A 17930-nucleotide genomic window follows, 5' to 3' on the forward strand; every position below is an offset into this window, starting at 1 on the left:
GCCATGCTCCCTCCCGCGACGCGACTCGCTGCCCTCCTGCTCGCCGGCGCCGTGACCCTCTCGGCCGCACTGAGCGGCTGCAGCGGCAGTGACTCCCACGCCTCCGACGGCAAGTCGCCCGAGCAGGTGCTGGCGCAGGCCAAGTCGACGCTGGACGACACCACCGGCGTCAACATCTCGCTGTCCACCAAGGACCTGCCCTCCGGCGTCCAGGGCATCCAGGACGCGTCCGGGATCGGCACCCACGCGCCCGCCTTCGACGGCAGCATCACGGTCGTGCTCGCGGGCCAGCCCTTCGACGTGCCGGTGATCGCGGTCGACGGCAAGGTCTACGCCCAGATCCCGCTGACCCCGGGCTGGCAGGACGTCGACCCGGCCGACTACGGCGCCCCGGACCCGGCCCAGCTGATGAGCCCGGACAAGGGCTTCTCCTCGCTGCTCGCGGCCACCACGGACCTCAAGAAGGGCGACAGCGTCCGCGGCGGCGCCGACAACTCCGAGATCCTCACCGAGTACACCGGCACCGTCCCCGACACCGCGGTCAAGAACGTCATCCCGAGCGCGTCGGGCGACTTCGACGCCACCTACACCGTCACCAGCGACGGCGAGCTCCGCGAGGCCACCCTCACGGGCGTGTTCTACAAGGACTCCGACGCGATGACCTACACGATCGGTTTCGACGACTACGGGACCGACAAGGACATCACGGCCCCATGAGGTCGGCCCGGCTCCTGCTGGGCCTCGCGGCGGTCGCCGTCGCGTTCGCCGCGGCCGACACCTACGTCGTGGTGCTGGCCCTGCCGGACATGATGGGCAGCGTCGGCATCCCCATCGACCAGCTCCAGCGGGCGGCACCGATCGTCTCGGGCTTCCTGCTCGGGTACGTCGCGATGCTCCCGCTGATCGGCCGCATCGCCGACCTGCGTGGGCGAGTGCCGGTGCTGGTCGCCGCGCTCGTGTTGTTCGCGGTCGGCTCGCTGGTCACCACGCTGGCCTACGACATGCCGACGCTCGTGAGCGGTCGGTTCCTCCAGGGCGTCGGCGGCGGCGGGCTCGTCCCGGCCACCCTGGCGCTCGTCGCCGACCTCTACCCCGCCGAGCGCCGCGGCGTACCCCTCGGCGTCGTCTCCGCCGTCCAGGAGCTCGGCAGCGTGATCGGGCCCCTGTTCGGCGCGCTCGTCCTCGCCGTCGCCGACTGGCGGGCGATCTTCCTGGTCAACCTCGCCGTCGGGCTCGTCCTCGCCGCCGCGATCCGCGGCCTCTCGGTGGCCGAGGAGCGAGCCCCGGCGAGCGTCTCGAGGCCCTCCCGCCCGGACGTCCTGGGCGCGGGAGTGCTGCTGGTGACGCTGGCCACCGGCGCCCTCGTCTTCACCCGGCCCAGCCAGCTCATGCGCGACCTGACGTGGGGCCAGCTCTTCATCCCGTGGGCCGGCGACGGACGCTGGCTGACCCCGCTCGGCACCGTCACGATCGTGGCCGCCGTCCTGTTCGTGGCCCGCTGCCTGACCGCCCGACGCCCGCTGGTCGACCTGCGCGGCTGGGGCCGGAGCATGCGCGAGGCCGACCTGGTCGGTGCCCTCTTCCTGGCCGCCGCGCTGGCGGGCGTGATCCTCGCCTTCGCGACCGCCGACCCGAAGGTGCAGGTCTTCTCCGACCAGGGGCTCTGGTACCTCCTCGGCGCCGCGGTCGCCGCCATCGGCTTCGCCGTCCACCTGCGCCGCGCCGAGGCGCCGCTGGTGCCACGCGGTGCCCTGCGCCGCGCCCCGGCCTGGGGCGCGATGCTGGTCAGCTTCTTCATCGGGGCGGCGCTGATCGCGGCCCTCATCGACATCCCGATCTTCGCGCGGACCACCGTCTACCCCGACTCGCAGCTGCTCGCCGCGCTGGTCCTCGTGCGCTTCCTCGTCGCCCTTCCCGTGGGCGCGGTCCTCGGCGGCTACCTCACCCGGAACCTCCCGGCCGGGGCCGTGACGGCCGTGGGCATGGCCCTCGCGGCGTTCGGCTTCACGCTGATGAGCCACTGGGGCCTCTCCAGCCTGGACGACCTGTCCGCGAACGTCCCCCTCCTGCTGGGCGGCTTCGGCTTCGGACTGGCCCTGGCGCCGGTCAACGCCGCCGTGCTGGCCAGCACCGACGACGAGGTGCACGGCCTGTCCGCCGCGCTGGTCGTGGTGAGCAGGATGGTCGGGATGCTGGTCGGGATCTCGGCGCTGACCACGATCGGGCTGCGGCGCTACTACGCCGAGCAGGCCGACCTGCCCACCGCCCGCGAGATCTGCCACGGCTCCAGCCGCTGCCAGGAGTTCAGCGACCTGCTGCGTGTCGCCGGCATCGCGCAGGAGCACACCGTCTTCGCCGGCGCCGCCGTCTGCGCGGTGCTCGCCGCCGTGCTCGCCCTCGCCCTGTTCCGTACGGCGCCCACGCGGGCTGTCCACACTGCGCAGGCGCTCCGCGCCGGCGGCTGAGGATTCGCTAGCGTCACCCCCGTGAACGACTTCGACGACCTCCTCCAGGCCAACCGCTCCTTCGCCGCCGACTTCGCGCTCGGCGGCTTCGACGGCGTGGCGCACGCCGGTGTCGCGCTCGTGACCTGCATGGACTCGCGCATCGACCCCCTCAACATGCTCGGGCTCAAGCCGGGCGACGCCAAGATCTTCCGCAACCCGGGTGGCCGCGTCACCGAGGCCGCGCTCGAGGCCCTCGTGCTGGGTGTGCACCTCCTGGGCGTCGAGCGGATCCTCGTGGTCCCCCACACCCGGTGCGCGATGGCCTCCAACACCGAGGCCGAGCTGCGCGAGCGGGTCGGCGCGTCGGCCGGGCAGGACGCCTCGTGGCAGCACTTCCACGTCGTGGAGGACCAGCTCGCGTCCCTCCAGGAGGACGTGCGCCGGGTGCGCTCACACCCGCTGATCCCCGACAGCGTGCTGGTCGGTGGGTTCGTCTACGACGTCGACACGGGCCTGCTCGACCCGAAGTTCTGAGCCGTCGGTCCGCCTGACCGGCAGCAAGTGGCAGGCCAGTCCGGCCACCTCGCGGCTCGGCGTCCCCGTCGCGGCCGCGAGCAGCCGCGCCCGGACGGTGTCGGCCGGCTTCACGCAGGCGACCGCCACGCCCAGCAGGTCCAGTGCGCGGCGGGCGGCCGTCACGGTCGGCAGCGGCCGCCGGGCCTCCACGGCGTACAGCGTCCGTCGCGCCGCGACGTACGCACCGGGGCCGCGCAGCCCGTCGAGGTAGAACTCCCGCGGGACCACCGCGAAGCGGCGCGTCGTGACCTGCGCCAGCACGCCCATGTCGTGCTCGGGCAGCAGCCACGGGCCGGGCTCGGCGGTGAGCACCGGGTCGCGCACGAGCGCCCGCACCTCCCCGAGCGCGGTCGCGTCCACCTTCCAGGCCGGCGGCCACGCGGCGTGGGCGCCGGCCCCGCGGTCCCACACGCCGAGGCCCTGGCTCGTCATCACGACCGCGAGCACGACCAGCACGGTCGCGGGGACGACCGGGCGCGGCAGCCGCCGGGCCCCGTACGCCGGCGCGGCCACCAGCAGGCCCACCAGGACTCCCAGGGGCAGCTCGATCAGCAGCCGCCACGCGACCGGGCCGGCGCCGGTGAGCGCGTCGAAGAGCCCGAACACGCCGGGGAGGAGGGTGGCCAGCGCCGCCAGGCCCGCGCAGACCACCGGCAGGGCGCGACCGCCGCGCGCCAGCAGCGACCCGAGGACGATCGCGACGAGGGCCAGCGCCACCATGGCCGGCTCGGTCCCGAACGCGAGCCGCCACGCATAGGCGACCCCGGCCCCTTCGGGGGCCACCTGGCCGCTCCCCCGGTCCAGGAGCTGCACGAGGCCGCTGGTGATGGGCGCCGCGAGCAGGGCGACGGCGCCGAGCGCCAGCGAGCGGCGACGCAGCAACGCGGCAGCGAGCAGCACCGGCCCGGCGATCATCGGCACCTGGATCGGGGCGGTCGAGCTGAGCCCGACGAAGGCGACACCGAGCGCCCCCAGCATCGCGAGGTCACCGCGACCGGCGTGGCGGTGCACGCGGGCCACCGCCGCCCAGATCAGCGGCACCAGCACGCACGAGGCGATCACCTTGCCCTGCCAGATCCGGGTGATGAAGTAGCCGCCCTGGACGCTCGCCCCGCTGAGCAGCAGGAACGCCTCGGCCACCAGGAACACCAGCAGCGGCCGCCGCGGCGCCCAGGCCCGGACCAGCCGCCAGGTCGCGAGCCCGGCCAGGAACGCGAGGAGCGGGACCGCGGCGAGGTAGGTCACCGTCCCGACCTGCGCGTGCAGGTCGTGGGCCAGGCCGCCGACCAGGCCCTCGACCGACGACAGCGGGAGGCCACCGCCGTACGTCGACGGGAACCGTTCCGCCCCGAACATCGTGTCCCGCAGGGCGGCGACGCCGTGCTCGGCGATCCAGGTCGACCGGTTGACGTAGAAGACGTCGTCGGCGTCCCCCTTGACCAGGGCCGAGGCGAGCACAGCGAGACCGGCCGAGGCGGTCACCGCAACGAGGTGGGACGGGAGCCCGACGGCGGGCACGCCCTCGGCGTCAGGGCCGGGTGGCGTGGCCGGGCCGCTCGAGGCCACCACCGAGGCTGCGAGCACGAGCACCATCGCCACGACCACCGGCAGCAGGCCACCGAGGTGAAGGCCCAGATGGAGGACGAGGGTGGCCGCGAGCAGTCCCGCGGCAGCGAACCAGGCCAGGCGCGGGCCGCGCCCCCAGCGGGGCGTGGCGTCCTCCGGCACGGCGGGCAGGCCCGGGCGCAGCGCCGCGCGGACGACGTACGCCGGGACGGCGACCGCCGTGACGACGAGCCAGACCAGCGAGGGCCCCCAGAGGTCGAGGCGGGCGGCGAGGGCGAACTCGTACCACAGCGTCCACCCCGCGAAGGCCGCGACGACGGCGTCGAGCAGCGCGTCCAGCGCCGCACCGGCGCGGTCGCCCGGGTCAGGCGGGCTCGTCACCCGGCGCGTCCTGCGGGACCGGGCCCACGGAGAGGTGCGCGTTCTCGCGGTGCGCCCGGTCGATCGCGGACGCGCGCGCCACCAGGACAAGCTCGTGCTGGAGGTCCTGGAAGCGGAAGTAGACCGCGATGGTGCTCAGGGCGAAGGCGCAGACCAGGCCGTAGATGAGCAGGTCGGTGCCCCGGCCCACGTCGAGCAGGTGCGCGAGGGCGGTGACGTGCCGCGGCGCGAGCATAGCGTAGATCGAGAGCAGCACGAAGGCGCAGAAGGCCAGCGTGACCAGGGCCGACGTCTCGGCGCTGCGCCGGCGGGTGAAGAAGTAGGCGGTCAGCAGCAGCGCTCCGACGGCGAGGCAGAACTGGATCATCAGCACGGTGCCTCACGCCCTCCGGCCACGGGCCATGCCCTCGACGATGATGTTCACGCCGTTGAGCAGGTGCTGCCCCTTGGCGCGGGAGTACTCCGTGTAGGCGATCTGCACCGGCTGCTCGCCGATCCGCCACCCCTGCTCGTCGAGCTGGGCGACCAGCTCGGACGCGTGCCCCATCCGGCTCGCGCGCAGATCGAGCCGCCTGGCCACGTCGACGGTGAACGCCCGCAGCCCGTTGTGGGTGTCGGTGAGGCCGAGGCGACGCAGCCGCGGGCTGAGCCGCACCGCGGCGCGCAGCACCGCCGCCCGCAGCAGCGGCATCCCGGCCGGGCGCTCGCCGCCGAAGCGGGTGCCGAGGACCACGTCGAGCGGTTCGGTGCGGAGCCGCTCGACCATCGCCGCCGCGTCGTGGACGGCGTGCTGGCCGTCGGCGTCGAACGTCACCAGGATGCCGGCGCCCGGCATGCTCCGGGCGTACTCGAGGCCGGTCTGCAGCGCCGCACCCTGGCCCAGGTTGAGCGGGTGGGTGACCAGGTGGGCGCCCGAGCGTCGGACCACCTCGCCGGAGCCGTCGGTGCTGCCGTCGTCCACGCAGACGACGTGCGGGAACACCGCGAGCAGCTCGGCGAGGACCCCGGGCAGGACCGGGGCCTCGTTGTGGACCGGCACGACCACCCAGACGTCACGCCGGTTGCGACCATCTGACACGTCAACAAGTTAGACACCCGTTCCTGCAGCCAGCCTGAGAGGACGCGAGGGTGTCACTGAGAGTCCTCTCAGTGACCCGCCCTAGGCTGCGGATCGTGCGTGTCGACGTGCTCCTGCCCACCTACGGCTCCCCCGCCCTCGTGCGCGAGGCCGTGCTCAGCGCCCTGGCCCAGGACCACGCCGACCTGCGCCTGGTGCTCGTCGACGACGCGGACCCCGACCCGACGACCCGCGACTGGGCCGCCACCCTGGCCGACGACCGGGTCGAGGTCGTGCGCAACACCCAGAACCTGGGCGTCAACGGCAACTTCCGCCGCTGCCTCGAGCTCGCGGAGGCGCCGTACCTCGTGGTGATGGGGCAGGACGACGTGATGCTGCCCGGCCACCTCTCGGGGCTGGTCCGGCTGCTCGAGGCCCACCCGGAGGCGGTCGTGGCGCAGCCCGGCGTCCGGGCGATCGACGCGGAGGGTCGCTCGGTCCGCCCGCTCGCCGACCGCGTCAAGGCGAGGCTGGGGCCGCGGCACGTGTCGCTGCTCGCCGGCGAGGCGCTCGCGGCCGGACTGCTGCGGGGCAACTGGACCTACTTCCCCGCGCTGGGCTGGCGGACCGAGGCCGTACGCCGGATCGGGTTCCGGCCCGGGCTGGAGGTGGTCCTCGACCTGGCGCTGCTGCTGGACGTCGCGCGCGAGGGGGGCGGCCTGGCCTTCGACCCAGCCGTGACGTTCGCCTACCGCCGCCACGCCGCGTCGGTCAGCTCCGACGCCGCCCTCGACGGCCGCCGCTTCGTCGAGGAGCGCGCGTTCTTCGCCGCCGAGGCGGTCGCGTTCCGCACCCAGGGTTGGGGGCATGCGGCCCGGGCGGCCCGCGTGCACCTCACCTCCCGCCTGCACGCCGCGAGCCTGCTGCCGCGGGCCGCCCGCGCCGGCGACTGGACCACCGCCAGGACCCTCGCCCGGCACACCCTCGCGTGATGCAGGTCATGCCAGAAAGGGCGTCGCTGTCAGGTGGCTGACAGACCCGCGCTCCTACCGTCGGCCCGGTGACTGCATCCCTCACCGACCTCCAGACCCCGACCCCCGACCGCACCCGCGGCCCGCGCGAGCCGCTGGCGGCGAAGGTGCCCGCGATCACGGCGCTCTTCTGGGTGATCAAGATCCTCACCACCGGCATGGGCGAGGCGGCCTCCGATGGCCTCGGCGAGACCAGCCTGGTGCTCGGCGGCATCGTCGGCGTCGGCGGCTTCGTCCTCGCCCTGTGGCTGCAGCTGCGCGGCGATCGCTACCACGCCCCGACGTACTGGTTCTGCGTCTCGATGGTCGCGGTCTTCGGCACGATCATGGCCGACATCCTGCACGTGGCCACCGGGCTGTCCTACTACGTGACCTCGGCGTTCTACGCCGCCGCCGTGGCCGTGCTCTTCACGTGGTGGCACCGCTCCGAGGGCACCCTGTCGATCCACCACGTCGACACCCGCCGCCGCGAGCGCTTCTACTGGGCCACGGTCCTGGCGACGTTCGCGCTCGGCACCGCGGTCGGCGACCTGACCGGCCTGACCATGCACCTGGGCTTCCTGCCGTCGGGCTTCCTGTTCCTGGCCGCGATCCTCGTGCCGCTCGCCGCCTGGCGTCTCGGCGTCAACGCGACGCTGGCCTTCTGGGCCGCCTACGTCCTGACCCGTCCGCTGGGCGCGTCGTTCGCCGACTGGATCGGCAAGGACCACGCGATCGGCAACGGCCTGGGCTTCGGCGACCTGCGCCTCACCGCGATCCTGTGCGTGGCGATCGCCGCGCTGGTGACCTGGGCGCACCGCTCGGGCCACGACATCCAGGAGCCGATCCCGGTCGACGCCTGACGCGGAGGTCAGGCGTCGAGGGCCTCGACGTCCACCTCGTAGGCCCCCTGCACGATGAACTCCTTGCGCGGGGCGACCTCGGAGCCCATCAGCAGCTCGAACACGCTGGCCGCGACCTCGGCGTCGTCGACCGTGATCCGGCGCAGCGTGCGGTGCCGCGGGTCCATGGTGGTCTCCGCGAGCTGGTCGGCGTCCATCTCACCGAGACCCTTGTAGCGCTGGACGGGATCCTTCCACCGGACGTTCTTCTTCTTCAGCTCGGCGAGCTTCCGCTGCAGGTCGGCGTCGGAGTAGGTGTAGACGTACTTGTCCATCCCCTTCTTGGGGTTGGACAGCTCGATCCGGTGCAGCGGCGGCACCGCCGTGTAGACGCGGCCCTCGGTGATCAGGTCGGGCATGTACTTGAAGAACAGCGTGGCCAGGAGGCACCGGATGTGCGCGCCGTCGGAGTCGGCGTCGGCCATGAAGATGATCCGGCCGTAGCGCCGGGCCTCGAGGTCGAACGTGCGGCCCGAGCCCGCGCCGACGACCTGGATGATCGAGGCGCACTCGGTGTTCTTGAGCATGTCGCCGACCGAGGCCTTCTGGACGTTCAGGATCTTGCCCCGGATCGGCAGGAGCGCCTGGAACTCCGAGTCGCGGGCCAGCTTGGCCGTGCCGAGCGCGGAGTCACCCTCGACGATGAACAGCTCGGTGCGGTCGTTGTCGGACGCCCGGCAGTCGGCGAGCTTGGAGGGCAGCGCCGAGGACTCCAGGGCGTTCTTCCGGCGCTGGGTCTCCTTGTGCTGGCGGGCCGCGATGCGCGTCTTGGACGCTCCGACGACCTTCTCCATGACCAGCTTGGCCTGGGCCTTCTCCAGCCGCTTGCTCGAGGTCAGGAACGCCTTGAGCTCGGCGGAGACGACCTTGCGCACGGCGGTGCGGACCGCCGGGGTGCCCAGGATCTCCTTGGTCTGGCCCTCGAACTGCGGCTCGGCGAGCCGCACGGTCACGACCGCGGTCATGCCCTCGAGCACGTCGTCCTTGATGACGTCGGGGTCGTTGACCTTGAGCGCCTTGGTGGAGCGCATCACGTCGTTGAACGTCTTGGTGATGGCCTGCTCGAAGCCGCTGACGTGGGTGCCGCCCTTGGGGGTGGCGATCACGTTGACGAAGGACCGCAGCTCGGTGTCGTAGCCGGTGCCCCACCGGACGGCCACGTCCACGCCCAGCTCGCGCTCGACCTCCTGCGGGGTCATGTGGCCTTTGTCGTCGAGCAGCGGCACCGTCTCGGTGAAGGTGTCGGTGCCCTGCAGGCGAAGGATGTCGGTGACGGCCTCGTCCTTGGCCAGGAACTCCGCGAACTCCGCGATGCCGCCGTCGTGGCGGAACTTCTCCTCGACCAGCTGGTCGCCGCGCAGGTCACGGATCACCAGCTCGAGGCCGGGGACGATGAACGACGTCTGGCGGGCCCGGCCCAGCAGCCCCTCGAACTCGAAGCGGGCGTCCTTGGTGAAGATCTGGCGGTCCGGCCAGAAGCGGATGCGGGTGCCGCTCCTGCCCTTGGCGACCCGGCCGCCCTTGCGGGTCAGCCCGGAGCGGGGCTCGAACGGCGCGTCGGGGGCGTCGCCGTCGAAGACGCCGGGGGTGCCGCGGCGGAAGGACAGGCCCTGCTGGGACGGCGAGCGGTCGACGTCGATGTCCATGCGCGAGGAGAGGGCGTTGACCACGGAGAGGCCGACGCCGTGCAGGCCTCCGGTGGCCACGTAGGAGCCGCCGCCGAACTTGCCGCCGGCGTGCAGCTTGGTCGCCACGACCTCGACACCGGGGAGACCCGTCTTGGGCTCCTTGTCGGTCGGGATGCCGCGTCCGTCGTCGTGGACCTCGGCCGAGCCGTCGGCGTGCAGGGTGACCTCGACGCGGTGGGCCGCGCCCGCGAGGGCCTCGTCCACGCCGTTGTCGATGATCTCCCACAGGCAGTGCATGAGACCGCGCGTGTCGGTGGAGCCGATGTACATGCCGGGACGCTTGCGAACCGCCTCGAGGCCTTCGAGGACCAGGAGATGGGCGGCGTTGTACGTGTTGTCGATCGTGGGGCTCCTGCAGCGCAACGGGGTCCGGCGGGTCGGGAAATCCGGCCGGGTGAACGGCTACGAATCTACCTGCGACACGCCGGAGCTCGTAGAAGGCTCGCCTGCCGGGGGTGGGCCGGGCACAGGTCTAGCGTTGGACGCAGGTGGACTTGTCACGATGTGGACACGATGGGCTCGGGTTTTTCGAACCGCAACCAGCCAGGTCGCACTCGCGTCACACTTGCAAGGGCTAGGCGTCTTCATCACAGAAGTGGATTTCGAAGCTTGAAACCCATGACGGCGGGGAAGACAGACCATGATGAGATGACGTGTCCGGTGACACAGCCCGACGGGAATCAACCACCCGGCGGTTACGTTGACCAGACACCGATCAAGAAATGAGGCCGATGTGACCACTGCAGTTGCCCCCAGCTCCGCCGCGCTCACCGCTGCGGACCGCTGCGACCGTTGCGGAGCCCAGGCCTACCTTCGCGTGGAGCTCCAGACCGGCGGAGAACTCCTGTTCTGCGCCCACCACGCTCGTGAGCACGGCGACAAGCTCCGCGAGATCGCGGCCAACGTCGTCGACGAGACCCACAAGCTGGTTGACACTCCCGCGGCGGCGCCTGACGCCGAGCACTGAACACCCACTCCCTAGACACCCACGAAGGCCCCGGACCACGGTCCGGGGCCTTCGTCGTCCCCGTGAGAGGCTCTCGCTCGTGACCGGCACCGAAGTCCTCGTCGCCCTGGTGATCGCCGTCGGGCTCGTCGGGATCATCGTCCCGGTGCTGCCCGGCTCGGTGCTGGTGCTGCTGGGGATCCTGGCGTGGGCGGTCTCCCTCGGCACGGCCACCGCCTGGACCGTCGCCGGCCTCGCGGCGGTCCTGCTCGTGGGCGGCACCGTGGTGAAGTACGTCGTCCCCGGCCGCCGGCTCAAGGCGTCCGGCATCCCCGCCTCGACCCAGTGGATGGGGGCAGCGCTCGGTTTCGTCGGGTTCTTCGTCGTGCCCGTGGTGGGCCTGTTCCTCGGCTTCGTCCTGGGCGTCTACCTCGCCGAGGTCGGCCGGGTCGGCCAGGATCGGGCCTGGCCCTCGACCAAGGCCGCGCTCCGCGTCGTCGGCCTCTCGATCCTCATCGAGCTCGTCGCGGCCCTCGCCGCCACGTGGGTCTGGATCATCGGGGTCGTGGTCACCTGATGGCGATCGCGCTCGCCCTGCTCGCGGCGGTCGCCTACGGGCTGTCCGACTTCGTGGGCGGGTTCTTCTCCCAGCGGGTCAGCCCCTGGGCCGTGGCGCTGCTCTCCCAGTTCGGCGGTGGGCTGCTCGTGCTGACGCTGACCTTCGTGACCTCCGGATCCCCCACCCGCACCGACCTCGCCTGGTGCGTGGTGGCCGGGCTGGGCAACGGGTTCGGCACCGCGTTCCTCTACCGCGGCCTCGCCTCGGGCCGGATGGGCGTGGTCGCCCCGGTGTCCGGCGTCGGCGCCGCCCTCCTGCCGGTGCTGGCCGGCCTGCTCGGCGGCGAGCGCCCCGCGGTGCTCGTGTGGATCGGGATCGCGCTCGCGCTGCCGGGGATCTGGCTGGTGTCCCGGGAGCCGGTCGACGGGCTGGGCGCCGGGATGGGCGCAGGGCTGGCCGACGGCGTCCTGGCCGGCCTCGGCTTCGGCACGCTCTTCGCCGCGCTCGCCCAGGTCCCCGAGCGGGCCGGATTCCTGCCGCTCGCCCTCAACCAGCTCGTCGCCGCGCTCACGGTCGTGGCGATCGCTTCCCTTCTGCGTACCCCGTGGCTGCCGCGGGAGCCCCTGGCGCTCACCGGCCTGGTCAGCGGTGCGCTCGGGGGCCTCGCGATGGGGGCGTTCCTCGTCGCCACCCACCACGGCTACCTCTCGGTGACGGCGGTGATCGCCTCGCTCTATCCCGCCTTCACCGTGCTGCTGGCCGCCACCGTCCTGCGCGAGCACGTCCATCGCGCCCAGGCCGTCGGCCTGGGCCTGTGCGCGGTCGCGGTGGCGATGGTCGCGGCGGGCTGAGCCCGCCGGGCGCTCACGCGGGCTCGGACAGCGACAGGGCGAAGTCGCCGGCCGGGTCGGTCCACCAGTGGGTGAGCCGCAGGCCGGCCGCCTCAAGCTCCTCGGCGACCCGTTCGCGGCGGAACTTCGCCGAGATCTCGGTGCGCACCTCCTCGCCCTCCGCGAAGGACACCTCGAGGTCGAGGGCCGCGATCCGGACCGTCTGGTCACGCAGCGAGCGGAGCCGCATCTCGATCCACTCCTGCTCGGCGTCCCAGACCGCGACGTGCTCGAACGCGTCGGGGTCGAGGTCGGCGCCGAGGTCGCGGTCGAGCACGGCGAGGACGTTCTTGTTGAAGGCGGCGGTGACGCCGGCGGCGTCGTCGTACGCCGCGACGAGCCGGTCCGGTGCCTTGACCAGGTCGGTGCCGAGCAGGAACGAGTCCCCCGCGGCGAGCGTGCCGCGCACGTCCGCGAGGAAGCGGGCGCGCTGGCCGGGGTCGAGGTTGCCGATCGTCGAGCCGAGGAAGGCCAGCATCCGGCGGCCACCGCGGGGCAGCTGGCCGAGGTGGCGCTCGAAGTCGCCGACGACGGGTGAGACCACGACGCCGGGGAACTCCTCCGCAACGGCGGCGCTGGCGTCCTTGAGGACCGCCGGGTCGACGTCGAAGGGCACGAAGCGGCGCAGGGTGCCGGCGTCGGAGAGCGCCCGGAGCAGCAGGCGGGTCTTCTCCGACGTGCCGCTGCCGAGCTCGATGAGTGTCTCGGCTCCGGTCGCCGCGGCGATCTCGGCGACCCGCTCGTCGAGGATCAGTCGCTCGGTGCGGGTCGGGTAGTACTCCGGGAGGCGGGTGATCTCGTCGAAGAGCTCGCTGCCGCGGGCGTCGTAGAAGTACTTCGGCGGCAGGGTCTTGGGGGTCGAGCCGAGGCCGGCCCGGACGTCGCGGGCCATCTGGTCGGCGAGACCGCCGGGGTCGAGGTGGACGTCGAAGTCGGAGACGGACATCAGGGCTCCAGTGCAGTCATGGCGACCCCCGACGGGGTCACGCTCAACAGGTGGTGGTCGGGCACGTCGACCCAGCGCGGGTCGTCGTCCCAGGGCTCGCTGGCCACGACGACCCCGTCGGGCTCGACGAGGTAGCTGAGGGGGTCGCCCCAGGTCACGGCGAGGACCTGCCGACCGTCGGTGAGCAGCAGGTTGAGGAACGCGCCGGGATCGAGGGCCGCGACGGCGCGCACGGTGTCCCCCACGCGCTCGGGCCCCTGGGCGAAGACGTGGGCCGCCAGGATCGCCGAGTCGCACACCGACTCGGCGTCGTTGCGGGCCGGCAGCACCGAGCGGTCCACGCGGCCGTTGTGCGAGAGCAGCCAGCGGCCGTCGGTGAAGGGCGCGGCGGCCGTCTCGTCGGGCGGCATCCCCACCGTGGCGGACCGCACGGCGGCGAGCACGGCCCCCGAGCCCAGCACCGGCGCGACCGAGGCGAACGACGCGTCGCTCCACAGCGGCCGCGAGGACCGCCAGCGGACGGGCTCCGGACGGCCCTCGGCGTAGAGGCCGACACCCCAGCCGTCGGCGTTGAGGAGGCCGCGCCGCTGGCGACGCGGCGCCCAGGACTGCTGGAGCAACCCGTGAGGGCGCTCGAGGACCAGCGAGGACACGGTGCGCGGGGCACCCAGCCAGGCCAGGTGCCTACACATGCGGCGCCTCCACGTCCCACGCGAGCCGCACCCCGGAGAAGATCTGCCGTCGGACCGGGTGGTCCCAGTTGCGGAAGGACGGCCGGATCGAGGCTCCGGCGACGGCCCACGAGCCTCCCCTCAGGACGCGGTAGTCGCCGCCGAAGAAGGGCTCGCTGTAGGCGGAGTAGAGCATCGGGGCGAAGCCCGGCCACGGCTCGAAGCCGGACGAGGTCCACTCCCAGACGTCGCCGACCATCTGCTCCACGCCGTAGGCCGAGGCGCCGCCCCCGTAGGCGCCGACGGGTGCCGGACGGAGCGCGTCGCCGCCGAGGTTGGCCAGGGCGGGCGTCCACTCCGAGTCGCCCCACGGCCACCGCCGGCGCCGGCCCGCGACCGGGTCCCAGGCACAGGCCTTCTCCCACTCCTGCTCGGTGGGCAGCCGGGCACCAGCCCAGGCCGCGTAGGCCTCGGCCTCGAAGAAGCAGACGTGCTGGACGGGCTCGTCGGCCGGCGGCTCCTCGACGATCCCGAAGCGGCGGCGCGAGCCGTCGGCAGCCCAGAAGAGCGGACGCTCGAGGCCCGCGGCGACCCGGTGCTCCCACCCGCGTGCGGACCACCACCGCGGCTCGTCGTAGCCGCCGGCGTCGATGAACCGTTGCCACTCGGCGTTGGTGACCGGAACCCGGGCGATCCGGAAGGCCGGCAGGTCGACCGTGTGGGCCGGACGCTCGTTGTCGAGCGACCACGGCTCCCGGTCGCCGTCGACGCCCAGCGTGAACGGGCCGGCGGGGACGAGCACGCTGTCGGACGGCACCGGTCGCCCCGGCGGCAGGGCTGCGCCCGCGCCGAGGAGGGGCTCGCCGTCGCGCAGCTGGTGGGTGGCCAGCATCGTCTCGACGTGCTGCTGCTCGTGCTGCTCGACCATGACGTAGGGGAACAGCCGCTCCTCGTCGGCCCGCTCGAGCCCGTCGAGGACGCGACCCCGGACGTCGGTGAGGTAGCTCCGGGCCTCCCGGGGGGTGAGCAGCGGCAGGGTCACCCGGCTGGCGCGGGGGTGCTCGAAGGCGTCGTACAGCTTCTCGACCCGGGCCGACAGCAGCCCCTGGGCCGCGGCGTTGCCGCCGCGGAGCAGCCAGAGGTCCTCCTGCTGGCCGATGTGGGCGAGGTCCCAGACGAGCGGGCTCATCAGCACGCTGTGCTGGGCGGTGAGCTCGCCGTCGTCGAAGTCGGTCAGGCCCAGGGTGCGGGCGCGGGCGCCCTCGAGCCCGCGGGCGACGGGCTCACGCACGGGCTTCCTCCTCGAGCAGGTGCAGAGGTCCGCGGGTGTCGGCGACGTGCCGGAGCTCGTCGCCGGGTGTCTGCCCGGCAACCAGGAGCTCGGCGAGCCGCTCGACGTCGTCCTTCAGGGCGGGCGGGCAGTGGGCGACGGCGATCCCGGCGCAGGCCGCGGCGGCCGCGCGCAGCGCGGGGTCGGCCAGTCCGCTGCGGGCCGCCTCGTCGAGCGATCCGGCGACCGGCTCGCAGAGCTCGGCGGCGGCGTCGGCGGCCGCGGGATCGTCGAGGAGCGTGACCGTCAGGGCGGCCAGGGCCGGCCACCACCGGTCGGGCAGGGCGTCCAGGCAGCGGATCTCGACGTAGCCGCGGGGCCGGACCGGCGGGAACAGGGTCGTGAGGTGGTAGTCGAGGTCGGCAGCCGTGACGGGCCGCCCGATCGCCGCGGGGTCGGCGACCCACTCACCGAAAGAGACGCGACGCGTGATCGGAGCCAGGGCCGCCCCGTCGCGGACCAGCATCACCGGGGCGGCCAGCGCGTAGTCGGCCCACCGCTCCGGCGGCGCGCCCGCGGTGATCGGGTCGGTGCGGCCGTGGTCGATGCCGTACCAGGTCTCCTGGCGCATGGAGTGCCACCCGGAGGAACGTCCGGCGAGGTACGACGAGCTCGCCGAGGTCGCCACCAGCACCGGGACCAGCGAGCGGATCAGCGCCATCCGGGCGGGCCAACCGGCCACGGGACCGGCGTCGACGTTGACCTGGAGGGCGGCCGTGGCGGTCATCATCTCCAGGCCCGGGCCGGCGCAGCCGATCGCCGAGAAGTGTCGCTCCATCGCCTCGTAGCGGGGGTGCGGGTTGACCCGCCGCACGGGTCGCGCCGGGTCGGCGCCGAGGGGTGCGGCCCCGAAGCCGGCCTCGGTCAGGGCGGTGCGCAGCGCCTCCCGGTCGGCGGCCAGCGCCTCGACGGCGGCCGCCACGTCCGCCCGCGGGGGCGTCGACAGCTCGATCTGGGCGCCGGGCTCGAGCGTCACCGAGCTGCCCGAGGGCATCGGGCGGAGCCCGGCGAGCAGGGCCTGGACCGCGGGCCAGGAGGGACGCCGTGCGGGCTCGGCGAGGTCGACGAGGTGGAACTCCAGCTCGAGACCGACCCGGTGGGCGGTGTCGGGCCGCAGGGCGCCGGCGGCGATGCGCGCGTGGGCGTCGTCGACGCCGTCGAGGACGCTGTCGAGCGGGTCGTCGGGGATCGTGCTGGTGATGCTCTGAGCGGTCATTCCGCCCCCTCCAGGTCCGGACCGGCCACCCTTGCGGGCAGCCGCGGGTCGGTGCGGGGGCGGCCCCGCCGGGACCGTCCTCGTTGAAAGTTGTCGTGCTCTCCCATGCCTACCGCATGGCACCGACAATCCCAACCACCCGAGCGGGCTGTTCAGCGAACCTTCGACGGGGCGTTGCCTGCCCGGAGCTCCTTCCGGCGGGCCCTAGATACCGGCTCCCGCCGTGGGGACGATGTTGTTGTTGAGGCGGAAGAGGTTCTGGGGGTCGTACTTCGCCTTGATCTCTGCCAGCCGGGCGAGGTTCTGGCCGAACGCGCTCTCCACGCCCGCCGTCACCCCCTCGCCCTCGACGCCGGTGAAGTTGAGGTACTGGGTGCCCGTGCCGTGCGCGTGCACCTCGGCCCAGGCCTCGCGGACCCAGGAGATGACCCGGTCGTCGTCCGCTGCGTCGGCCCAGTTGCCGTCGATCGAGATCATCCAGTTGGCCGACCGCTCGCTGTAGGCCGTCTCCCCCGCATCCACGCGGTTGATGGCGCCACCCATCTGGAAGGCGATCACGAAGACGCGGTCGCTCGGGCGGCTGCGCGCCTTGTCCATGATGATGTCGAGGATCGGGTCGGTCAGCTCCTCCACGAACGTCGACTTCCAGTAGCTGCGCAGGGTCCCGCGCCGGAAGAACTCGTCGAAGGCCGCCTGGACGCCGGCGAACGGGAGGGGGCCCGAGATGTCCGCGAGGGGCGTGCCGATCTCGCGCAGGGGCTGGATGATCTTCTGGCCCTCCAGGGAGTCACCGGAGTAGAGCGCACCGGTCACGATGAACGGCCTGTTGTGGATCTCCGGCGGCGTGTTCTCGCTGGCCGGGAGCGTGGTGCAGCCGATCATCGCCGAGATCTCCTCGGGCACCGTCGCGGCCCACTCACGGAACTTCCGGTAGACGTTCTCGGCGTCCTCGACCGGGTGGAACACGCCGGCGAAGGCCACGATCGGGCCCACGGGGTGGCACCGGAAGGTGAACGAGGTGACGACACCGAAGTTGCCGCCACCGCCACGCAGCGCCCAGAACAGGTCGGGGTTCGTGTCCGCGGAGGCGGTCCGCAGCTCGCCGTCGGCACAGACCACCTGCGCCGAGAGCAGGTTGTCGATGGCGAGCCCGTGCTTGCGCCGCAGCCAGCCCTCCCCACCACCGAGGGTCAGCCCGGCGACGCCGGTGTCCGAGACGATGCCCGACGGGGCGACGAGCCCGAACGCCTGGGTCTCGTGGTCCATGTCGCCGATCAGCGCCCCGCCCTGGACACGCACCGTCCGGGCCTCCGGGTCGACGACGACGCCGTTCATCCGCGCGAGGTCGATGAGCAGGCCGCCGTCCACGCTCGAGAGTCCGGCCACCGAGTGCCCACCGCCGCGGACGGCGACGACCAGCCCGTTGGCCCGGGCGAAGTTGACCGCGACGACCACGTCGGCGGCTCCGGTCGGCCGGACCACCAGCGAGGGAAGTCCCGGATGCATCGCGTTGTAGGCAGGCCGCACCGCGGCGTACCCGGGATCCTCCCGGGTCAGCACGTCGCCGCGCACGATCATCCTGAGCTCGTCGAGGCTCGCGTCACTGATCTGCGTCTGGGGTCCCGAGAGGGTCGCCATGGAGACTGTCATTGCACTGCCCTTCGCCCGGTTGTCGGTGGTTCACCAACTTCCGAACCTAGGCCGCACGCCGAGGCGAAGAATCCCCACTATTGGGCACGTGCCGA

The 17930-nt window shown here is 73.0% G+C and carries 17 protein-coding genes; 8 read left to right on the forward strand and 9 right to left on the reverse strand.

Annotated elements, in window-relative coordinates; all coding sequences use genetic code 11:
• The first annotated feature begins 3 nt into the window (after positions 1–3).
• The 3 genes from EJF31_RS07075 to EJF31_RS07085 are packed head-to-tail and all read left to right on the forward strand — an operon-like array spanning position 4 to position 2981.
• Positions 4–717 carry an LppX_LprAFG lipoprotein gene (locus EJF31_RS07075; protein WP_125036399.1) on the forward strand — a complete coding sequence of 238 codons (714 nt, stop codon included), beginning with the start codon at positions 4–6 and terminating at the stop codon, positions 715–717.
• Entirely contained in the window at positions 714–2465 is a 1752-nt protein-coding gene (locus EJF31_RS07080; RefSeq protein ID WP_125036400.1) for an MFS transporter, read from the forward strand. Before EJF31_RS07075 ends, EJF31_RS07080 begins: the two co-directional genes overlap by 4 nt.
• A 21-nt stretch (positions 2466–2486) precedes the next feature.
• Positions 2487–2981, forward strand: coding sequence for a carbonic anhydrase (locus EJF31_RS07085; RefSeq protein WP_125036401.1), 495 nt, complete (start codon positions 2487–2489; stop codon positions 2979–2981).
• On the opposite strand, the gene EJF31_RS07090 is transcribed toward EJF31_RS07085, so the two are convergent.
• The 3 genes from EJF31_RS07090 to EJF31_RS07100 are packed head-to-tail and all read right to left on the reverse strand — an operon-like array spanning position 2898 to position 6048.
• On the reverse strand, positions 2898–4970 hold the full coding sequence (locus EJF31_RS07090) for a DUF6077 domain-containing protein (RefSeq protein ID WP_125036402.1): 2073 nt from the start codon (positions 4968–4970) through the stop codon (positions 2898–2900). The two genes, EJF31_RS07085 and EJF31_RS07090, sit on opposite strands and share 84 nt — an antisense overlap.
• The gene (locus tag EJF31_RS07095; protein ID WP_125036403.1) at positions 4954–5337 is read right to left on the reverse strand and encodes a DUF2304 domain-containing protein; all 384 of its coding nucleotides are present in this window, start codon (positions 5335–5337) and stop codon (positions 4954–4956) included. The genes EJF31_RS07090 and EJF31_RS07095 overlap by 17 nt, the downstream gene beginning before the upstream one ends.
• Before the next feature lie 12 nt (positions 5338–5349).
• Complete coding sequence (locus EJF31_RS07100; RefSeq protein ID WP_125036404.1) at positions 5350–6048, reverse strand: glycosyltransferase family 2 protein; 699 nt, start codon at positions 6046–6048, stop codon at positions 5350–5352.
• 95 nt (positions 6049–6143) lie between these two features.
• Between EJF31_RS07100 and EJF31_RS07105 the strand changes: the two genes are divergently transcribed.
• Both EJF31_RS07105 and EJF31_RS07110 read left to right on the forward strand, forming a co-directional pair.
• Entirely contained in the window at positions 6144–7019 is an 876-nt protein-coding gene (locus tag EJF31_RS07105; protein ID WP_125036405.1) for a glycosyltransferase family 2 protein, read from the forward strand.
• 68 nt (positions 7020–7087) lie between these two features.
• Positions 7088–7900, forward strand: coding sequence for a hypothetical protein (locus EJF31_RS07110; RefSeq protein ID WP_221767485.1), 813 nt, complete (start codon positions 7088–7090; stop codon positions 7898–7900).
• An 8-nt stretch (positions 7901–7908) separates the two neighbouring features.
• Here EJF31_RS07110 and EJF31_RS07115 read toward each other — a convergent pair whose 3' ends face one another.
• Positions 7909–9990: a type IIA DNA topoisomerase subunit B gene (locus EJF31_RS07115; protein WP_125036406.1), complete on the reverse strand. Its 2082-nt coding sequence runs from the start codon at positions 9988–9990 to the stop codon at positions 7909–7911.
• A 370-nt stretch (positions 9991–10360) separates the two neighbouring features.
• Between EJF31_RS07115 and EJF31_RS07120 the strand changes: the two genes are divergently transcribed.
• The 3 genes from EJF31_RS07120 to EJF31_RS07130 all read left to right on the forward strand — a co-directional run bounded on the left by EJF31_RS07120 (position 10361) and on the right by EJF31_RS07130 (position 11983).
• Entirely contained in the window at positions 10361–10594 is a 234-nt protein-coding gene (locus tag EJF31_RS07120; protein ID WP_125036407.1) for a hypothetical protein, read from the forward strand.
• A 79-nt stretch (positions 10595–10673) separates the two neighbouring features.
• Entirely contained in the window at positions 10674–11150 is a 477-nt protein-coding gene (locus EJF31_RS07125) for a DUF456 domain-containing protein (RefSeq protein WP_125036408.1), read from the forward strand.
• A complete protein-coding gene (locus EJF31_RS07130) occupies positions 11150–11983 on the forward strand; it encodes an EamA family transporter (RefSeq protein ID WP_125036409.1) in 834 nt (277 codons plus the stop codon). The genes EJF31_RS07125 and EJF31_RS07130 overlap by 1 nt, the downstream gene beginning before the upstream one ends.
• Before the next feature lie 13 nt (positions 11984–11996).
• On the opposite strand, the gene egtD is transcribed toward EJF31_RS07130, so the two are convergent.
• From egtD to EJF31_RS07155, 5 genes are all read right to left on the reverse strand, one after another.
• A complete protein-coding gene (egtD, locus tag EJF31_RS07135) occupies positions 11997–12968 on the reverse strand; it encodes an L-histidine N(alpha)-methyltransferase (protein ID WP_125036410.1) in 972 nt (323 codons plus the stop codon).
• Entirely contained in the window at positions 12968–13660 is a 693-nt protein-coding gene (gene egtC / locus EJF31_RS07140) for an ergothioneine biosynthesis protein EgtC (RefSeq protein ID WP_125036411.1), read from the reverse strand. The genes egtD and egtC overlap by 1 nt, the downstream gene beginning before the upstream one ends.
• On the reverse strand, positions 13653–14930 hold the full coding sequence (gene egtB / locus EJF31_RS07145) for an ergothioneine biosynthesis protein EgtB (protein WP_125036412.1): 1278 nt from the start codon (positions 14928–14930) through the stop codon (positions 13653–13655). Before egtB ends, egtC begins: the two co-directional genes overlap by 8 nt.
• Positions 14923–16185: an ergothioneine biosynthesis glutamate--cysteine ligase EgtA gene (egtA, locus tag EJF31_RS07150; protein ID WP_125036413.1), complete on the reverse strand. Its 1263-nt coding sequence runs from the start codon at positions 16183–16185 to the stop codon at positions 14923–14925. The genes egtB and egtA overlap by 8 nt, the downstream gene beginning before the upstream one ends.
• Positions 16186–16389: 204 nt before the next feature.
• Positions 16390–17823 carry an FAD-binding oxidoreductase gene (locus tag EJF31_RS07155; protein ID WP_185736171.1) on the reverse strand — a complete coding sequence of 478 codons (1434 nt, stop codon included), beginning with the start codon at positions 17821–17823 and terminating at the stop codon, positions 16390–16392.
• Positions 17824–17930 lie beyond the last annotated feature (107 nt).

The sequence above is a fragment of the Nocardioides sp. LS1 genome, assembly GCF_003865225.1.
In the GTDB taxonomy this organism is placed as follows: domain Bacteria; phylum Actinomycetota; class Actinomycetes; order Propionibacteriales; family Nocardioidaceae; genus Nocardioides; species Nocardioides ginsengisegetis.

Coding starts and splice junctions, on each gene's coding strand:
- EJF31_RS07130 (WP_125036409.1), top strand. CDS start 11,150: ATGGCGATCGCGCTCGCCCTGCTCGCGGCGGTCGCCTACGGGCTGTCC.
- EJF31_RS07075 (WP_125036399.1), top strand. CDS start 4: ATGCTCCCTCCCGCGACGCGACTCGCTGCCCTCCTGCTCGCCGGCGCC.
- EJF31_RS07080 (WP_125036400.1), top strand. CDS start 714: ATGAGGTCGGCCCGGCTCCTGCTGGGCCTCGCGGCGGTCGCCGTCGCG.
- EJF31_RS07095 (WP_125036403.1), bottom strand. CDS start 5,337: ATGATCCAGTTCTGCCTCGCCGTCGGAGCGCTGCTGCTGACCGCCTAC.
- EJF31_RS07155 (WP_185736171.1), bottom strand. CDS start 17,823: ATGGCGACCCTCTCGGGACCCCAGACGCAGATCAGTGACGCGAGCCTC.
- egtD (WP_125036410.1), bottom strand. CDS start 12,968: ATGTCCGTCTCCGACTTCGACGTCCACCTCGACCCCGGCGGTCTCGCC.
- egtA (WP_125036413.1), bottom strand. CDS start 16,185: ATGACCGCTCAGAGCATCACCAGCACGATCCCCGACGACCCGCTCGAC.
- egtC (WP_125036411.1), bottom strand. CDS start 13,660: ATGTGTAGGCACCTGGCCTGGCTGGGTGCCCCGCGCACCGTGTCCTCG.